Source organism: Methylophilus sp., from assembly GCF_052173275.1.
In the GTDB taxonomy this organism is placed as follows: domain Bacteria; phylum Pseudomonadota; class Gammaproteobacteria; order Burkholderiales; family Methylophilaceae; genus Methylophilus.
Genome location: NZ_JBQMUL010000002.1, coordinates 3,046,923 through 3,062,660, shown reverse-complemented (window position 1 = coordinate 3,062,660; position 15,738 = coordinate 3,046,923). Strand labels below are relative to the sequence as shown.

Annotated in this window: 16 protein-coding genes and 1 tRNA gene; 14 read left to right on the top strand and 3 right to left on the bottom strand. The window is 47.7% G+C overall.

Going from position 1 to position 15,738, the window contains the following annotated elements; translation table 11 throughout:
- Positions 1-31 precede the first annotated feature (31 nt).
- The 7 genes from ACTS9Y_RS15870 (at position 32) to ACTS9Y_RS15840 (ending at position 9,127) form a co-directional block, all read left to right on the top strand.
- On the top strand, positions 32-1,159 hold the full coding sequence (locus ACTS9Y_RS15870) for a methyltransferase (protein WP_442586862.1): 1,128 nt from the start codon (positions 32-34) through the stop codon (positions 1,157-1,159).
- A gap of 36 nt (positions 1,160-1,195) precedes the next feature.
- Positions 1,196-2,242 (top strand): beta-N-acetylhexosaminidase, encoded by a 1,047-nt coding sequence (nagZ, locus tag ACTS9Y_RS15865; RefSeq protein ID WP_442586861.1) that lies wholly within the window; start codon positions 1,196-1,198, stop codon positions 2,240-2,242.
- 83 nt (positions 2,243-2,325) lie between these two features.
- Positions 2,326-3,225, top strand: coding sequence for an aspartyl/asparaginyl beta-hydroxylase domain-containing protein (locus ACTS9Y_RS15860; RefSeq protein WP_442586860.1), 900 nt, complete (start codon positions 2,326-2,328; stop codon positions 3,223-3,225).
- 134 nt (positions 3,226-3,359) lie between these two features.
- Positions 3,360-4,046: a Bax inhibitor-1 family protein gene (locus tag ACTS9Y_RS15855; RefSeq protein WP_442586859.1), complete on the top strand. Its 687-nt coding sequence runs from the start codon at positions 3,360-3,362 to the stop codon at positions 4,044-4,046.
- 233 nt (positions 4,047-4,279) lie between these two features.
- Complete coding sequence (locus ACTS9Y_RS15850) at positions 4,280-6,958, top strand: TonB-dependent receptor (RefSeq protein ID WP_442586858.1); 2,679 nt, start codon at positions 4,280-4,282, stop codon at positions 6,956-6,958.
- A 351-nt stretch (positions 6,959-7,309) separates the two neighbouring features.
- Positions 7,310-8,197, top strand: coding sequence for a PEP-CTERM sorting domain-containing protein (locus ACTS9Y_RS15845; RefSeq protein WP_442586857.1), 888 nt, complete (start codon positions 7,310-7,312; stop codon positions 8,195-8,197).
- A gap of 84 nt (positions 8,198-8,281) precedes the next feature.
- Complete coding sequence (locus ACTS9Y_RS15840) at positions 8,282-9,127, top strand: PEP-CTERM sorting domain-containing protein (protein ID WP_442586856.1); 846 nt, start codon at positions 8,282-8,284, stop codon at positions 9,125-9,127.
- A 103-nt stretch (positions 9,128-9,230) separates the two neighbouring features.
- Here ACTS9Y_RS15840 and tadA read toward each other — a convergent pair whose 3' ends face one another.
- Genes tadA through ACTS9Y_RS15825 form a run of 3 tightly spaced genes read right to left on the bottom strand, consistent with a single transcriptional unit; the run spans position 9,231 to position 11,109 of the window.
- The gene (tadA, locus tag ACTS9Y_RS15835) at positions 9,231-9,695 is read right to left on the bottom strand and encodes a tRNA adenosine(34) deaminase TadA (protein WP_442586855.1); all 465 of its coding nucleotides are present in this window, start codon (positions 9,693-9,695) and stop codon (positions 9,231-9,233) included.
- A 4-nt stretch (positions 9,696-9,699) separates the two neighbouring features.
- Complete coding sequence (locus ACTS9Y_RS15830) at positions 9,700-10,155, bottom strand: phosphate-starvation-inducible PsiE family protein (RefSeq protein ID WP_442586854.1); 456 nt, start codon at positions 10,153-10,155, stop codon at positions 9,700-9,702.
- A gap of 36 nt (positions 10,156-10,191) precedes the next feature.
- Positions 10,192-11,109 (bottom strand): LysR family transcriptional regulator, encoded by a 918-nt coding sequence (locus ACTS9Y_RS15825; RefSeq protein ID WP_442586853.1) that lies wholly within the window; start codon positions 11,107-11,109, stop codon positions 10,192-10,194.
- A 104-nt stretch (positions 11,110-11,213) separates the two neighbouring features.
- Between ACTS9Y_RS15825 and ACTS9Y_RS15820 the strand changes: the two genes are divergently transcribed.
- The 7 genes from ACTS9Y_RS15820 to ACTS9Y_RS15790 all read left to right on the top strand — a co-directional run bounded on the left by ACTS9Y_RS15820 (position 11,214) and on the right by ACTS9Y_RS15790 (position 15,722).
- Entirely contained in the window at positions 11,214-11,924 is a 711-nt protein-coding gene (locus ACTS9Y_RS15820) for a pirin family protein (protein WP_442586852.1), read from the top strand.
- 40 nt (positions 11,925-11,964) lie between these two features.
- Positions 11,965-12,537: a flavodoxin family protein gene (locus ACTS9Y_RS15815; RefSeq protein WP_442586851.1), complete on the top strand. Its 573-nt coding sequence runs from the start codon at positions 11,965-11,967 to the stop codon at positions 12,535-12,537.
- Between the two features lie 29 nt (positions 12,538-12,566).
- On the top strand, positions 12,567-13,139 hold the full coding sequence (locus ACTS9Y_RS15810) for a YceI family protein (RefSeq protein WP_442586850.1): 573 nt from the start codon (positions 12,567-12,569) through the stop codon (positions 13,137-13,139).
- A gap of 100 nt (positions 13,140-13,239) precedes the next feature.
- A complete protein-coding gene (locus ACTS9Y_RS15805; RefSeq protein ID WP_442586849.1) occupies positions 13,240-14,319 on the top strand; it encodes an alkene reductase in 1,080 nt (359 codons plus the stop codon).
- 114 nt (positions 14,320-14,433) lie between these two features.
- Positions 14,434-15,216: a triose-phosphate isomerase gene (gene tpiA / locus ACTS9Y_RS15800; protein WP_442586848.1), complete on the top strand. Its 783-nt coding sequence runs from the start codon at positions 14,434-14,436 to the stop codon at positions 15,214-15,216.
- Between the two features lie 66 nt (positions 15,217-15,282).
- On the top strand, positions 15,283-15,627 hold the full coding sequence (secG, locus tag ACTS9Y_RS15795; protein ID WP_442586847.1) for a preprotein translocase subunit SecG: 345 nt from the start codon (positions 15,283-15,285) through the stop codon (positions 15,625-15,627).
- A 10-nt stretch (positions 15,628-15,637) separates the two neighbouring features.
- Positions 15,638-15,722 (top strand) — tRNA-Leu (locus ACTS9Y_RS15790).
- Positions 15,723-15,738 lie beyond the last annotated feature (16 nt).

The following is a 15,738-nucleotide window of genomic DNA, read 5'->3' as shown; positions in this document are numbered from 1 at the left end:
TTATCCATATACTTTGCCTATCGGAACCCCATTGAACCAAATTAACTGGTACGAAAAAAACAAAACACAAGCCGCTGACTGGCAATCAGAAGCCGGCAACCTGCCGCCCAAAGCCGTAGTCATCGCTGACGATACCACCAAAGCCGACGAAGCCTATCGCCTAGCGTGCGAAGGCACTGCGTTGCTTTACCGCGGTGATTTTCAAAATGCCAAACAACTATTGCAAGCCATTACGCGGCGTGTAGACCGCAAACCTGTCAAACCAGCCGCCACTTTGCTGGAAAGTTTTCACCAGCACCGTGCGCGCCAGATCGGCCGTGCCAACATCACTAATAAAGTATTGATTGAACTCAAATACGGCCAATGTGATTTGCCAAGAGCACCGGATGTGAAAGCCGCCGTCCAGGCCGCATTGATTGTCGATGAGAAAAAAGACAAACTGCCCGCCAGGCTGGTGTTGTCATTACGTGAACTGCTAGGCATGGTAGGCGCATATGAGTGGCGTAAAAAGGGGGTGCCTATCCAGGCGCTCAATGCCAATATTCACGCGCATTACGGCGTCTATTCGCCTGTGCGTGGTGAATATCTGGACCTGATAGACCAGGCACCGCTCAATAATCCGCAAGTGGCGTGGGATATCGGCACCGGCACTGGTGTCATTGCTGCTGTATTGGTCACGCGTGGCGTGAAGCAGGTGATTGCCACTGATACCAGCCAACGTGCATTGATTTGTGCTGCGGAAAACATACAGCAGCTGAATATGCACACCAATATCCAGCTGGTACAGGCGGATTTATTCCCCGAAGGCAAAGCAGATTTAATCGTGTGTAACCCGCCATGGTTACCTGCTAAAGCCAATACCACCATAGAGCAGGCGGTGTATGACCCTGATAGCCAAATGCTGAAAGGTTATTTAAGTGGCTTGAAAGCGCATTTAAACCCTAATGCTGAGGCCTGGCTGGTGATGTCTGATTTAGGCGAACTGATTGGTTTGCGCAAGCCAGATGACTTGGCCAACTGGATTGCCGAAGCAGGGCTGGAGGTGGTTGAGCGCTTAGAGACACAGCCTAAACATGCTAAAACGCAGGATAAGCAAGACCCGTTATTCGCGGCGCGGTCTAAAGAAGTAACCAGCCTTTATCGTTTAAAATTAAAATAAACCGGATTCTTTAACAGGAAAACATCAGGAAACATTATGTCTTTAGGTCCCGTGATGCTGGATGTGGTCGGCAAGGAATTAACTGCCGAAGATATCCGTCGTTTGCAACATCCGCTGGTGGGTGGCGTGATTCTGTTTGCGCGTAACTTTGAAAGTGGCGAGCAGCTCAAAGCGCTCACCGCCAGTATTCATGCCGTGCGCCAGCCACCATTGTTGATTGCGGTGGATCATGAAGGCGGGCGCGTGCAACGCTTCCGCGAAGGGTTCACCAAGATCCCACCCATGCGCGAATTTGGCCATATCTGGGATAAAAATCCACGTAAAGCCAAAGAGCTGGCGGTTGAAGCAGGGTATATCCTCGCGGCAGAGTTACGCGCACACGGTGTCGATTTCAGTTTTACGCCGGTGCTGGATATGGATTACGGCGACAGCCTGGTCATTGGTGACCGTGCGTTCCACCGTGACCCGCAAGCGATCAATGAACTGGCGTTCAGCCTGATGCAAGGCCTGAAAAAAGGCGGCATGGCGGCGGTTGGCAAACATTTCCCCGGTCATGGGTTTGTAGTGGCCGATTCGCATGTGAGTATTCCTGTCGATGAGCGCGAGTTTGACCAGATCGCGCAGAACGATATGCAACCATTCCGGCAGATGATAGATGAGGGCCTGCATGCGATTATGCCTGCGCATGTGATTTATCCTAAAGTCGATGAAAAACCGGCCGGCTTTTCGCCGCGCTGGTTACAAAAAGTGTTGCGTGAGCGCCTGGCATTCAACGGCGTGATTTTTAGCGACGATTTGAGTATGGAAGGCGCCACCGTGGCAGGGGATGTCACTGCGCGCACATTGGCCGCTCTAAATGCTGGCTGTGATATGGTGCTGCTATGCAATCGCCCGGATCTGGCAGATGAGTTGCTGGAAAACCTGGAATGGAGTATTTCTGCGCAAACGATTGCACGCTTAGCCCGCATGCATGGCGCGCATCACCCGGCGGATATGATCGCGTTACGCGAGTCAGCTGAGTATGTCGATGCAGTGAAGCGAGTCGCGCTGGTCGGTTTCAAGGAAGCAGATTTGTTTGCGTGAAGACTTTCTAATCCGGTCAGGATAAAGTAAGCTCAAGGATTCATAATCAGCAATATTTTCGCATTTACTCATCGGTAATCACTATGAAATGGATTGTTCTAGGGGTATTTTTAGCATCTGTCAGTTATGTGCATTTTCGGGGCAAAGTGCGGCATAAGTTTTACCGGCAGATATTTGATCACTCCGGTATTGTGTCGCCGTTCAATGTCTTTCTATACCTGTTCTCCAAAGCACCGACGACGCCTTATGTGCAAGTGAGCGAGTTCCCTGAATTAAAGGTGATCAGTGACCGCTGGCAAGATATCCTCAAAGAAGCCCTGCATGTACGTGACCAGGAACGCATCGCCGCTGCCAAAAACAATAATGACGCCGGGTTTAATTCATTCTTTAAAACCGGCTGGAAGCGTTTTTACCTGAAGTGGTATGACGCAGAACATCCTTCAGCCAGCATTTACTGCCCGCAAACAGTGGCCTTGCTGCAAAGCATCCCCAGTGTCAAAGCGGCCATGTTCGCCGAGTTGCCACCAGGCGCGCATTTAAACCCGCATCGTGACCCTTACGCAGGCTCATTGCGCTATCACCTGGGGTTAACAACGCCCAATAACGACCTCTGCTACATCAAGGTAGATGGCGAAGATTACAGCTGGCGTGATGGGCAGGCGATCATGTTTGATGAAACCTATATCCATGAAGCCTATAACAAAACAGATCAAACCCGCATCATCCTGTTTTGCGATATCGAGCGCCCCATGCGTTATGGCTGGGCGCAAGCCGTGAACCGCTTTTTAGCCAACACCATCGTGACTGCCGCCAGCTCGCCCAATGAAGAGGGCGACCAGACCGGCGTTATTAACCGCCTGTTTCACTATGCCTGGGTGGTGGGTCAATATCGCCGCCGCTTCAAACGCTGGAACAGGACGGTCTACCAGATCACCCGCATTCTGTTGATTGCATTGGCCATCTATGCCATCTGGAAGATTTAGGATTTATTGGCAAATCACCAAAAAGTGATGATTAAACTTGAAACTTTGTCCAATTACCCTTATCTTAGGTAGTGAAAGTTAAAAGGTTCTTGAAGTTAAAAGTAAAAACGTTTTATTGAGAGGAAGAAAATATTATGTCAGATATGCAAGTGTTAGGTCGTGAGGGTAATTTATCCGATACGCAGAACCGCGTGTTGCGTAACACATACGCCTTGCTCGGCTTGAGCATGGTACCTACCGTAATTGGTGCTTATGTCGGCCTGCAAATGAATTTTGGCTTTTTGGCAGCCCATCCATTTATATTCGCCATTGGCTTTTTGGCAGTGATGTTTGGTATGTTCAAACTGATCGCCGTTAACCAGAACAGCAGTATCGGTGTCTGGCTATTGCTGGCCATGACCTTTGCCTTCGGCATCATGCTGGGCCCTATTCTCCAGTACGCCTTGCATTTAAGCAATGGTGCTGAGATCGTAGGTTTGGCTGCAGCCGGTACCGGGATCACTTTCCTGACATTGGCTGGTATCGGTTCCTCGCCTGCACGTGACTTTAGCGGCATTGGCAAATTCCTGATGATAGGATTGATCCTGGCGATTATTGCCGGTCTGGCAAATATGTATTTCCAGATTCCAGCTTTGTCACTGGCGATTTCAGGTGTATCCGTACTGATTTTCTCTGGCTATATTTTGTATGATGTGAACCAGATTGTACGCGGCGGCCAGACTAACTATGTGATGGCAACCCTGAGCCTGTACCTGGATGTGTACAACTTGTTTGTTAACCTGTTAAACATCTTGCTGGCTTTGTTAGGCAATCGCGATTAGTTCATAATTAATCGTGTTGAAAGAACCCGCTTCGGCGGGTTTTTTTATGTCTACAACCAGTTTGCCGTTAACTTTATGTTTTGGGGTTGTTTGCAACCAGGCTGGTTTAATGCAACCAAATTAATTGATTGTAATGTTGTATTAAGGTTTCAACTGTATGATTTTATTGAGAAAAAATATATAACCGACATGGTTTGATTTTTGCACTCCTTCTCCCAAACGGGGGAAGTGAAGTGATAAATAATAAATTAAAGTCAGTGTTGTTTTTGGCGGCTTATTCGTGTGTGTCGATTGCTGCAGATGTAAATGATGAACCCGCAAATAACAATACAAAAGCGGCAGAGTCAAATGCAACGATTCAACTGGACGAGATCGAGATCAAGGCCAAGCGCCGTCGTATTATCACGCCGTTGCCAGGATTACCGATTGACAGGGAAACTGCGACCACTAATATCCAGAGCGCAACAGCTAAAGAAATTTCCGAGTCCAAAGCGACAAACGTGACTGAATTTCTTAATAGTAATATGCAGTCAGTCAATGTGACGGACTACACTGGTAATCCATTCCAACAGGATTTGAATTACCGGGGATTTACAGCTTCTCCTCAAATCGGCACGCCGCAGGGTATTTCTGTGTATCTAGATGGTGTGCGCGTCAATGAGCCTTTTGCCGAGGTCGTGAATTGGGATTTAATCCCTATGAACGCCATTTCAACTTTAAATATTATTCCCGGATCGAACCCAATGTTTGGTCAAAATACACTAGGTGGCGCATTGGCAATCACTACAAAGGATGGTTTTTCAGATCATTTTTTACGTGCGCAACAACTAGTTGGTGATTGGGGGAGAAAACAAACACAATTTTCTAATGGTATACATGGCGACAGAGTTGCTTTGTTCACTGCATACACGCATTTTAACGAAGATGGTTGGCGTGTGAATTCACCAAGTAACGTCCGTCAGCTCTTTAACAAAGCGACAGTTCGTTTTGATACAGGTCAAATTAATTTGACGGCATTAAATGTGGATACGTCGCTGATTGGTAACGGAGTGTTACCAATCGAAATGGCTGAAGTCGACCGCAAACAGGTATTTACTTCACCTGACGAAGCTAAAAATGGATTGGAACATTATAGTGTTTCTGGGACATGGTATGTAAATGATAGGATAAGCCTATCTGCCCTCGGATATCGGCGAGGCTTGAATCAGAATGCTGTTGGTGCAGACATTTATCAGGGCTTAAGAAGATTACAAGTTTTGAGTAGTGGATTAGATGCAAACGCTGATGGGTTAGATGATCGATTCATATCATTAAACGGCATCCTTAATCAATCCTCCTTAAAGTCTAATGCAGATGGATTTTCACTGCAAATGACGTATGAGGGTGATAAGCATCAAATTGCTATCGGCGCTGGTTTAGATCAAAACAAGATCGACTTCTTGCAATCTCAATCACTTGGCTCCCTTGATGCGAAACATGTCTTTCATTTTACAAATGACCCTTGGTTTGCCGATCAGGATAATCAATTCTATATACAGACTAGTGCTCCGGGCATCATCCGAAATGATTTAACAGGCTCTAGTCGAAGCAAGGCTATCTTTTTTACCGACACCTGGTCTCCGACTGAAACCTTACATATTACTTTCGGTTCACGCTTAAGCTGGTCTAACGTGAAAAATGAGCTGAGATCTGATCGTGGCAATGATATGTATAACTTCAGGCCACAGTTTTTTTTACCTCAATATCAAGCGTGTGCAGACATTAAAAAACTAGCTACCGATTTCAATCGGTTTATATGTACTACTGGAGACTACGATTATCGAAGTTTTAATCCCTCTTTAGGGGCAGCTTGGGAGGCAAAAGAGAATTTAACAGTATATGGAAATGTTAGTCGTGGCTCTCGTGTCCCTTCTGTGATTGAGCTTGGATGTGCGAAGGACCATACCGGGTTAGAAGGGACTAGCGACAATTTTCAATTTGGTTGCACTATCCCGACTTCGTTAACGGCCGACCCATATTTAAAGCAGGTACGATCAACGGGATATGAATCCGGTTTGCGAGGGACGGTCGGGGGCTTTGATTGGAATTTTGGTGCGTTTAGAACAGACCTTACTGATGACATTCTATTCATACCACTGGGGCAAAAAAATAGAGGGGTCTTCGATAATTTTGGAAAAACTCGACGTGAAGGCCTTGAGATGGGTTTAAAGGGAGTTTGGGGGAAAAGTACTTTTGGTTTGAATTACACCTGGATGAAAGCTACTTTTCAAAGTAGTTCACAATTAATCAATGATGCTAATAGTAGTAACTCAGCAGGAACATGTCCGACTTGCGGGCAAGCTTATGTGTATGTCACCCCGGGCGATCAATTACCAGGGATGCCGAATCATATAGTACAGGCTAACTGGAACTATCTAGTTACACCCGAATTTGATTTTACATTGAATATGGTCGCTCACTCATTTTCGTATGTTAGAGGTAACGAAAATAATGATCACGTACCGCGCGCAGGAGCGAGAGTTAACGGCACTCGCGATTTGTATGATTATACCGGTGAAGGAAAAATTTCAGGGTATGCAGTATTCAATTTGCGTGCTAACTATCGCTTCAATAATGGTATTTCATTATTTGCCAGGTTGGATAATCTTTTTAATAAAGAATACGCGACGGCTGGCAATCTAGGCCGTAATCCATTTAGTCCGCAAGGTGCGTTTCAAGTCAGTGCACCACTGGATTCTGGTGGAAATCCAGTGGTGGATTCAAATGGTAACTTTGTTCGTTTAGACAATAACTGGGTAAATTCTACTTTTATTAGTCCTGGTGCACCGCGAGCAGCTTGGGTTGGCATAAATTTCGATTGGGGCTGGGATAAGGTTAAAAAATCCCAGAGTTTAAAAGACCAACCTGATTAGCTGAAGGCGTTGCAAACTGGTTTATGGTGGTGGATGGTTTTTCGGTTGGCTGTTTAAAGCCACCATTTATTTTTCCCACACATTCTTTTGATGTTAATTATATTTAAGGAGGGAATGTTTTCAGGGTATGAGGTTTTAAGTTGCAGCAGTTTTAATTTTATAACTATCTGAAATATATGGTTTTTAAATGAATTTTGATGATTTTTCTTTGAAATGAAAAAATAAATATTTGTTGTTTTATGGTTCATGGCACATCGTTTGCGTTAAACAAAATTGATGGCATTAAAACTATTACAAATATGCATCATGGATTAGAAGTTAGTTTAAAAACTATATTTAGGAGAAATAGCAATGAAATTAAAATCATTGGTGCTAGCAACATTGTTGACCGTTTCTGCGACTACGGCTTACGCTGGTAATTATGTCCAATTGACAAATGGTAATGGAACGATCTTAAGTACCGTAAATGGCGGCATAAAGAGTGGAGCTCAAAACCCAAATGCTGACCAGTTTCATCTCTTGGTTCAAGATGCAACTTATTTACCTGGATACGAAGCCAGCAATCCGAATGGCTTTGTCGTTGCATCTACAATTGATTACGCCACTCACGTAGGCAATCCAAACAATCCCGCCAACATTAAAAGCACAGGAACATTAACGCTGCTGGATTGGCGAGTGACTACCGCTGTAGATTTGTCTCCAAACTCTAAACAAGCAACGATCTATGATTTTGTTTATCAAGATAGTGCTGATGGTAAGCTGGTTTTTGCAACTCGCTATCTAAATCAAGTTGCAAACAATGAAGAGGCAAACTTTCTCTATCGCTATAACTTTTCTACAACGGGTACTTACACGCCTCAGGTAGCTTGGCTATTTTCGAGCGATAACGATTTGCGCATGTATGAAGCTGCGCTTACAGATGACCATAGCTTTAATTCTGTCGTAAGTTACAACCAAAATGTAGTTCGTCAAAAAGGTGACTTCAGTGTTTCTGAAGGTAATCCCTGGAGTGGATTGTTTTTAGTAAAGACTGATGCTCAATACTATTCTCTGGGTTCAAAAGCTATTGGCTACTTTCAAGCTGGTGAAGAGGGACAGCCAGTTGTTGGCGGTTTTATCAGCGGCTTCGTGGCATCAGCAACTGCAGTGCCTGAGCCAGAAAGTTATGCCTTGATGATTGCAGGGCTGAGCTTGGTAGGTTTTGCAGCACGCCGTCGTAAAGATCAAGGTGTCGCATAAAACTATATGCCATGAAAAAAAAGGAGCGGGGAGCATAAGCAACCCCGCCATTTAATTAATTTTAATTTGTGAGGAAAGAATACTATGAAAGCAACAATCTTGAAACAATCTTTTGCTGTTGCAGCTTTCGCGCTGGCAGCTACATCTAGCGCTTATGCTGGTGGTTTTGTTAATGTTTTAGATAATGGCGCTCGTACAGGGGGTAGCACAAACAATCCTAGTACTGACCCGTTTTATTTGACGGCCGGTATTTCATCAACATGGACACTGCAAAATTCAGTTACTTCAACTGTTTATTCACCAATCAACAGTGCTGCAGTAGGTATTTTCACTGATTCAGTATGGCTGGATAGCGCCACTAACTCATATATTATTGGTAGCTATTTTCAGTTAGACAATGATGTAAATGGCATTACAGAAATCAACTCTATCGTACGTAGTGGTTTTGCTGATTACACAGGCACTATTTCTGCGGCTTGGATATTTGCTTCTGACATTTACGCTTCTGCCCCGGTAGATGGATACCGTTTACGTGATCCTTCACGTTCTGGTTATTATCAGAATGGTTCCAATGGCAACCCTGCGCCGAGTGATCCTGCACCAGTCTATAATTCAACAACTGCAAATACAGGCGCTTATTATGATGCAGACAAAGTGGCTATCCGTACTGACGTGAGTATTGATGAAGACAGCCCAAACAGTGCATTGTATTTGCTGAAGATCAGTGCTGATCAATACAGAATTGATTGGACAGCAAATGCTGTGCACATTGTTCAAGGTGGTTCTGTATCCGAAAATGGCCGTATTCGTCAAGATATGTTCTTGAGCGGTTTTGCTGTTACTGCCGTACCAGAAGCTGAAACATATGCCATGATGATGGCTGGTTTGGCGCTGATCGGTACGATTGTTCGCCGTCGTAAAACTGCTTAATTAACTTTAAGTAGTGATAAATAAACCCGCCGATGGCGGGTTTATTTTTTTGTGAGTTGGCTGCAGATGTGAATATCCGCAGTACTCATTTTATTTCTCTTATTTATTTTTTGGTTTTTTCAAGCCGCCGTTGTTTGAAAAAAGCACTTAATAGCTCGCCACAGTTTTCTGCCAGCACGCTCCGCTCAACTGCGCAATGATGGTTCAGTTTTTGTTCGGCCATTAAATCCATCACACTGCCACAACACCCCGTTTTTGGGTCGCTGGCGCCGTAGACTAAACGGGAAATTCGCGCATGCTGGATGGCGCCGCTGCACATGGCGCAAGGCTCCAGCGTGACATACAAGGTGCAATCCACTAATCGGTAATTACCCAGGTGTGTAGCCGCTGCACGCATGGCCTGGATTTCAGCATGTGCGGTGGGGTCGTTCAGGCTAATGGGGGCATTCTTGCCGCTACCAATCACTACGCCGTTTTTGACAACCACTGCACCGACCGGGACTTCCCCCAGCGAGGCCGCTTCTTCAGCAAGCGCAATGGCCATGCGCATGTAATCTTGGTCTTGCATGGGTTTATTTGCTGCTGGGTTTATCGGCCAGACGGATCAGGATATATACCAGGCTCATGGTGAAGGCGCCTGCCAGCCAGATGCCGATTTCCTGGTAGGTCGGTGTGGCGTCTTGTACCGGCAGCACGATCAGTTTGCGCAGGAACATGACGAGGACGACTTCGACGAAGGTTTCAACCAGCAGTTTGTGGCCGCGCAGGTAGCGGATCTCGGCTGAGATCAGCGCAGAGATGGACCATAGCAGCATCAATGTACCTAGCGCCCGTAAAAAGCCGTGCACCAGCGTGTTGGTAGAGGCTGCTTCTTTGACATCGATAAAAAATAGCCAGGTGAACATGATCACCGAGATGGCCAGTGCCAGGCCGATGATGATGTGGGCCAGCCCATTCAGCCATAGCATGGCTTTGATGGCGATGCGGTTAAGCGGTTCAAATTCTTCAGGTAGTTGTTCTTGTGACATGATGCTTCCAGCAGACAATGCAGATGAAATGATAAATCATTTGCTGAGCAATTGCTCCAGTGTGAGTTGCGACAGGTGTTTGATCAGCCATTGCATGGCCTTGCCCATATCGGCAGGGCGTTGCTGGCGCCAGGCAATAAACGTCGGTGCGACCGGCTTGGGTTCTGCCACTTGTTTAATCAGCAGCAAGCCCTGATCGGCTGCCGTTTGCGCCATTTGTTTTGGTAAATAGCCAATCGCGATCCCGGCAATCTGCGCCTGCAGTTTGGTGCGCATATCCGGCACTGTCAGCGTGTCTTGTCCGGTTAGGATGCCGGAAGTACGTGGTGGCAGGTTGCGTGAACTGTCGGCCGCGGCGACGACGCGATGTGGCACGATATCATTGGCGTTTAATGATTCTGGCACGGATGCCAGTGGGTGGTGCGGTGCGATGGCAAATACAAATTCCAGCTGGCCCAGCAGGTGCGTGCCGAATCCGTTGCCGGGTGGCGAGTCGCCAGGCGCACCTATGGAGATATCCGCTCGATTGGTTTGCAAGGCGTCCCAACTGCCACCATAGACTTCGCGCAACAGCTTGACGCGGGTGCCAAAGCCTTGCTGGTAGAACGCTTGCAGTAAGTTGAAGATCGCTTCAAAATCAAACAGGTCACTGATGGCGATGGCGATATCAGTTTCCACTCCGGTCGCTATCCTGCGCACCCTGCATTCCAGCGTTTGGGCTGCGTCCAGCAAATAACGACCTTCTTTGAGTAATTCCGCACCCGCCTGAGTCAGGGTTGCGCGGTGACCGCTACGGTCGAATAACTCTATGCCTAGATCTTCTTCCAGTTTGCGCACGGTGTAAGTCAGCGCAGAAGGCACGCGATACAAGGCTTCTGCCGCCGCCGCAAAGCTGCCTTTGCGGTCTATCATATCGATCACTTCCAGTGCTTCCAGGCTGAGTTTAATGCTCATAAGTTCTTGATCAAAAAAATTGAATGACTGATGCAAAATGTTTTGCTATCAATCATGTTAGTGTTTTTTTATCATACATTTAATCTTTCAAACGGAGTGAATAAATGTTGAACATTCGCCCTTCAAATACACGTGGTTACGCTAATCATGGCTGGCTGGAAAGCTTTCATAGCTTTTCTTTTTCCAGCTATTACGACCCGGCCCATATGGGGTTTTCGGTGTTGCGCGTTATCAATGACGACAAAGTCGCGCCCAGCAAAGGCTTTGGCATGCATGGCCATCAGGATATGGAAATCATCACCTATATGCTGGCGGGTGAGTTGCGCCATACCGACAGCATGGGTAACGGGTCAGTCATACGTGCTGGCGATGTGCAACGCATGACGGCTGGCACGGGTGTGCGCCATAGCGAGATGAATGCTTCTGATGCGACCACCGCGCATCTGTTGCAGATATGGATCACGCCTGCGACGTTAAATCTGGCACCGGGCTATGAAGAAAAAACCATTCCTGTCGCAAGCAAATTGAATCGCTGGGCGCTGATCGCCTCGCCCGATGCATGGGATGGTTCATTAAAAGTACATCAGGATGTGACACTCTGTGCCACAGTGCTGGAGGCTGGCCACAGTTTGCCGCTGGAAGTCAGCGAGGGTCGCAGTGCCTATATGCATGTGGCACGTGGCGAGGTAGAGATTGACGGCGAGCGGTTGCAGACTGGTGATGCACTCAAGATAGACACCGCGACGCAATTAGAGATGCGTGCGCAGCAAGAGAGCGAAGTATTGTGGTTTGATTTGCCTGGCAGTGCCGAATAGTTTTTGATTTTAACGATCTTTAATTTAAGGGAGTATAAAAATGACGCAAGTTTCAATTGTGTATCACAGTGGTTATGGCCATACCGCCGAGCAAGCCAAAGCAGTAGGGCGCGGCGTTGAGAAAGTGGCAGGCGCAAAGTTGCACCTTTTCACCGCAGAAGAAGCCCAGCAACAGTGGGATGTACTGAAAGCCAGCGATGCGATTATTTTTGGTAGCCCAACCTATATGGGCTCCGCTGCTGCTGCTTTTAAGGCATTTATGGAGGCCAGCTCGGAGAAGTGGTATGTGCGCGAGTGGCAAGACAAGATCGCCGCCGGATTCACCACTTCTGCCAGCCAGAGTGGTGACAAATTGAGTACTTTGATCCAGCTGGCCGTGTTTGCAGCGCAACATGGCATGATCTGGGTAGGTCAGGATTTATTACCGGGGAACAATAACAGCAAGGGGTCGGTCAACGATTTAAATCGTTTAGGCGGCTTCTTGGGCGCAATGGCACAGGCAAATGCGGATCAAGGCCCCGAATTTGGCCCGATCCAAAGTGATTTGCTGACTGCCGAGCATTTGGGTGAACGTGTTGCAACCATTGCTAAACGATTTTCTGTAACTAAATAACAATCCAAAATAAATTAAGGAGTAAGCAAGTGAAAAAAATATTTCTAGCCATCAGCATGCTGGCAGCGTCTCAGGCCTGGGCTGCCACGGACACATACAATATTGATGCCAGCCACAGTTTTGCCAATTTCAGTATCCGCCATGTGGTTGCCAAAACTTCCGGTACTTTTAATGATGTGACTGGCGTGATCACGCTTGATCCCGCCAATCTGAATACCGCGACCGTGCGCGCCACCATTAATGTCGCCAGCGTCAACACCGGGTTTGCCAAACGCGATGAGCATATCAAGGCCGATAAATACCTGGATGTCGCCAAATATACGCAGATCCAGTTTGAAAGTACCAAAGTCACCGCTTCAAACCAGAACCAGGCTATTCTGCAAGGTAAATTGACGATTCATGGCGTGACAAAGCAGGTGGATATTCCTGTGCGCGTATTAGGCTTTGGCGCTGACCCCTGGGGCGGCCAGCGTGCAGGCTTTGAAGGGCATGTGACAATCAAGGCTTCTGATTACGGCTACGGCTGGGCCACGGGTGCCAATGCGCCAGTGGGTGACGAGATTGAAATCACCTTGTTGATCGAAGGCGTCAAGGCTAAATAAGGTTTATTGAGCGCAGCACACATGCGGATGCCTGGCGCATATGCGCTACGCTCCGTTTTGTCGTTTTAAAGTTTCTTGAAAAATAAACATGGAGAGTGGTATGGCATTGGATTTATTTTCCCCGGCAAAACTAGGCGCAATCAGCTTGAAAAATCGCGTGGTGATGGCACCCCTCACACGTAATCGTGCAGGCGAGGGCGGTGTGCCGCAAGCGATTAATGTCACCTATTACGAGCAGCGTGCCACCGCAGGCCTGATTATTACCGAGGCAACACCGATCTCGCCGATGGCCCATGGCTACCCGGCTTTGCCAGGCATTTATACTGATGCCCAGATCGCAGGCTGGAAAGAAGTGACTGATGCTGTGCATGCGCAGGGCGGGAAAATTGTGATCCAGCTATGGCATGTGGGTCGCATCTCTCATCCAAGTTTATTGCCTAATCAGGCGCAGCCGGTAGCACCTTCGGCCATCAAGCCAGCTGGCCAGGCGTTTACCTATCAGGGTTTGCAGGATTATGTCACCCCGCGTGCGCTCGAGCTGGATGAGTTGCCTGTCATCGTGCAAGATTATGTGCATGCGACACGTTGCGCGATTGCCGCAGGATTTGATGGCGTAGAAGTGCACGCTGCCAATGGCTATCTGCTCGACCAGTTTTTACGCGATGGCAGTAATCACAGGGAAGATGCTTACGGTGGTTCGGTAGAAAACCGCGCGCGCTTGTTGCTGGAAGTAGTGCAAGCGGTGGTGGAAACCATAGGTGCCGATAAAGTCGGCGTACGTATTTCGCCAGTCAACCCGTTTAACGACATGAAAGACAGCCAGCCGCAGCAGACATTCAACTATGTTGCCAATGCATTGAACCAGTTTGACCTGGCTTACCTGCATGCGGTCGAAGGTGGCATTCATGGTGGTGGTGAGTCTGAGCCGTTTGATTTTGATGCGCTGCGCAAGCTGTTTAACAATGGCTACATTGCCAATTTGAGTTACGACAAGGCACGCGGCAATGCGGTGATTGCGAGTGGTCATGCCGATGCGGTCGCTTACGGCGTGCCATTCATCGCAAACCCTGACCTGGTCGCGCGCTATGCCAAAGATGCGCCATTGAATGAAGCCGATTCTGCGTCTTTCTACGGCGGAAATGCGCAAGGTTATACCGATTATCCGTTTTTAACGGCTTAATTTTTACCGGGTTTTTACCCTCAGTGCTTGTCGCTCACAGTGTGCGGGCGTAGAATTCGCGCAAAGCAAATTCAATTGAGCTAACGCTCCGTACATTGTGAGTTAAATTTCTGCATGTCCCAATCCGACCCAAATATCCCATCCAACAAATTAGTTGTCGCCAACTGGAAAATGCATGGCAGCCTGGCGCTGAACCAGGCATTGATCGAAGGCTACCTGCACGGGTTGCAATCCCTGCCGCAAACCGATGTGGTCATCTGCGTGCCTTACCCTTACCTGGCACAAGCGCAATCATTATTGGCGTCTAGCCGGCTGGGCTGGGGGGCGCAAAACCTGGCCAAATTTGAGCAGGGTGCTTACACCGGCGAGGTCGGTGCCAGCATGTTGCGTGATTTTGGCGCGCAATATGTGATTATTGGCCACTCCGAGCGCAGCACTGCCTATTGTGAGTCGGATGAAAACATCGCTGAAAAAATGATGGTCGCCAAACGTCACGGCCTGAAACCTATCCTGTGTGTCGGTGAAACCTTGCTCGAGCGTGAAGCAGGCGTCATGGAGCGCGTGGTGGGTAAGCAACTGGAGACTATTATCCGACTGTTTGGCGCCGAGGCTTTTGCGGATACGATTGTTTCTTACGAGCCTATCTGGGCGATTGGTACCGGCCTGGCTGCGACGGCAGAACAAGCTGTCGCTATGCACCAGTTTATTCGCGACACGGTGGCAAGTGCCGATAAATCAGCCTCTGCCAAGTTAAAAATCCTCTACGGGGGCAGCGTAAATCCACAAAATGCGGTACAATTATTAAATCAGAAGGAAATAGATGGTGCGCTGGTCGGCCGTTGCTCATTAGATGTAGAGCAATTTATAAAAATATGTCAGGCCGTCCCTGTAAAATAGTACCTCTAGCTAAATAACAAGCGTGCCACAAGCGCAATTGTTATTCATTTATCGGATTAAAGGATTATGGAAAACGTCATTCTCGTCATTCATGTGTTGGCAGCTGCTTCAGTGATTGGCCTGGTCTTATTACAGCACGGCAAAGGCGCTGACATGGGCGCAGCGTTCGGAAGTGGTGCCTCAGGTAGTTTATTCGGGGTTTCCGGCTCTTCCAATTTGCTGAGTAAGCTGACATCGATTTTTATTACAGTATTTTTTGCAACCAGTTTGACGCTGGCATTTATGTCCAGTCATAAAGCGGGTTCTGGCAGCGTGGTGAAAGCTCCGTTGACACAACAGGCTCCGGCCAAAGGCGAAGCGGTTGAACCCGCCAAGCCGGTTGAAAATACACCCAAAGATATTCCAAACTAGTTTTTTTAAAGCCGTCGTGGTGGAATTGGTAGACACGCTATCTTGAGGGGGTAGTGACGAAAGTTGTGCGAGTTCGAGTCTCGCCGACGGCACCAGTGACGTCATGTGTGT

Coding starts and splice junctions, on each gene's coding strand:
- nagZ (WP_442586861.1), top strand. CDS start 1,196: ATGTCTTTAGGTCCCGTGATGCTGGATGTGGTCGGCAAGGAATTAACT.
- ACTS9Y_RS15860 (WP_442586860.1), top strand. CDS start 2,326: ATGAAATGGATTGTTCTAGGGGTATTTTTAGCATCTGTCAGTTATGTG.
- ACTS9Y_RS15855 (WP_442586859.1), top strand. CDS start 3,360: ATGTCAGATATGCAAGTGTTAGGTCGTGAGGGTAATTTATCCGATACG.
- ACTS9Y_RS15845 (WP_442586857.1), top strand. CDS start 7,310: ATGAAATTAAAATCATTGGTGCTAGCAACATTGTTGACCGTTTCTGCG.
- ACTS9Y_RS15840 (WP_442586856.1), top strand. CDS start 8,282: ATGAAAGCAACAATCTTGAAACAATCTTTTGCTGTTGCAGCTTTCGCG.
- tadA (WP_442586855.1), bottom strand. CDS start 9,695: ATGCAAGACCAAGATTACATGCGCATGGCCATTGCGCTTGCTGAAGAA.
- ACTS9Y_RS15830 (WP_442586854.1), bottom strand. CDS start 10,155: ATGTCACAAGAACAACTACCTGAAGAATTTGAACCGCTTAACCGCATC.
- ACTS9Y_RS15825 (WP_442586853.1), bottom strand. CDS start 11,109: ATGAGCATTAAACTCAGCCTGGAAGCACTGGAAGTGATCGATATGATA.
- ACTS9Y_RS15820 (WP_442586852.1), top strand. CDS start 11,214: ATGTTGAACATTCGCCCTTCAAATACACGTGGTTACGCTAATCATGGC.
- ACTS9Y_RS15815 (WP_442586851.1), top strand. CDS start 11,965: ATGACGCAAGTTTCAATTGTGTATCACAGTGGTTATGGCCATACCGCC.
- ACTS9Y_RS15805 (WP_442586849.1), top strand. CDS start 13,240: ATGGCATTGGATTTATTTTCCCCGGCAAAACTAGGCGCAATCAGCTTG.
- tpiA (WP_442586848.1), top strand. CDS start 14,434: ATGTCCCAATCCGACCCAAATATCCCATCCAACAAATTAGTTGTCGCC.
- secG (WP_442586847.1), top strand. CDS start 15,283: ATGGAAAACGTCATTCTCGTCATTCATGTGTTGGCAGCTGCTTCAGTG.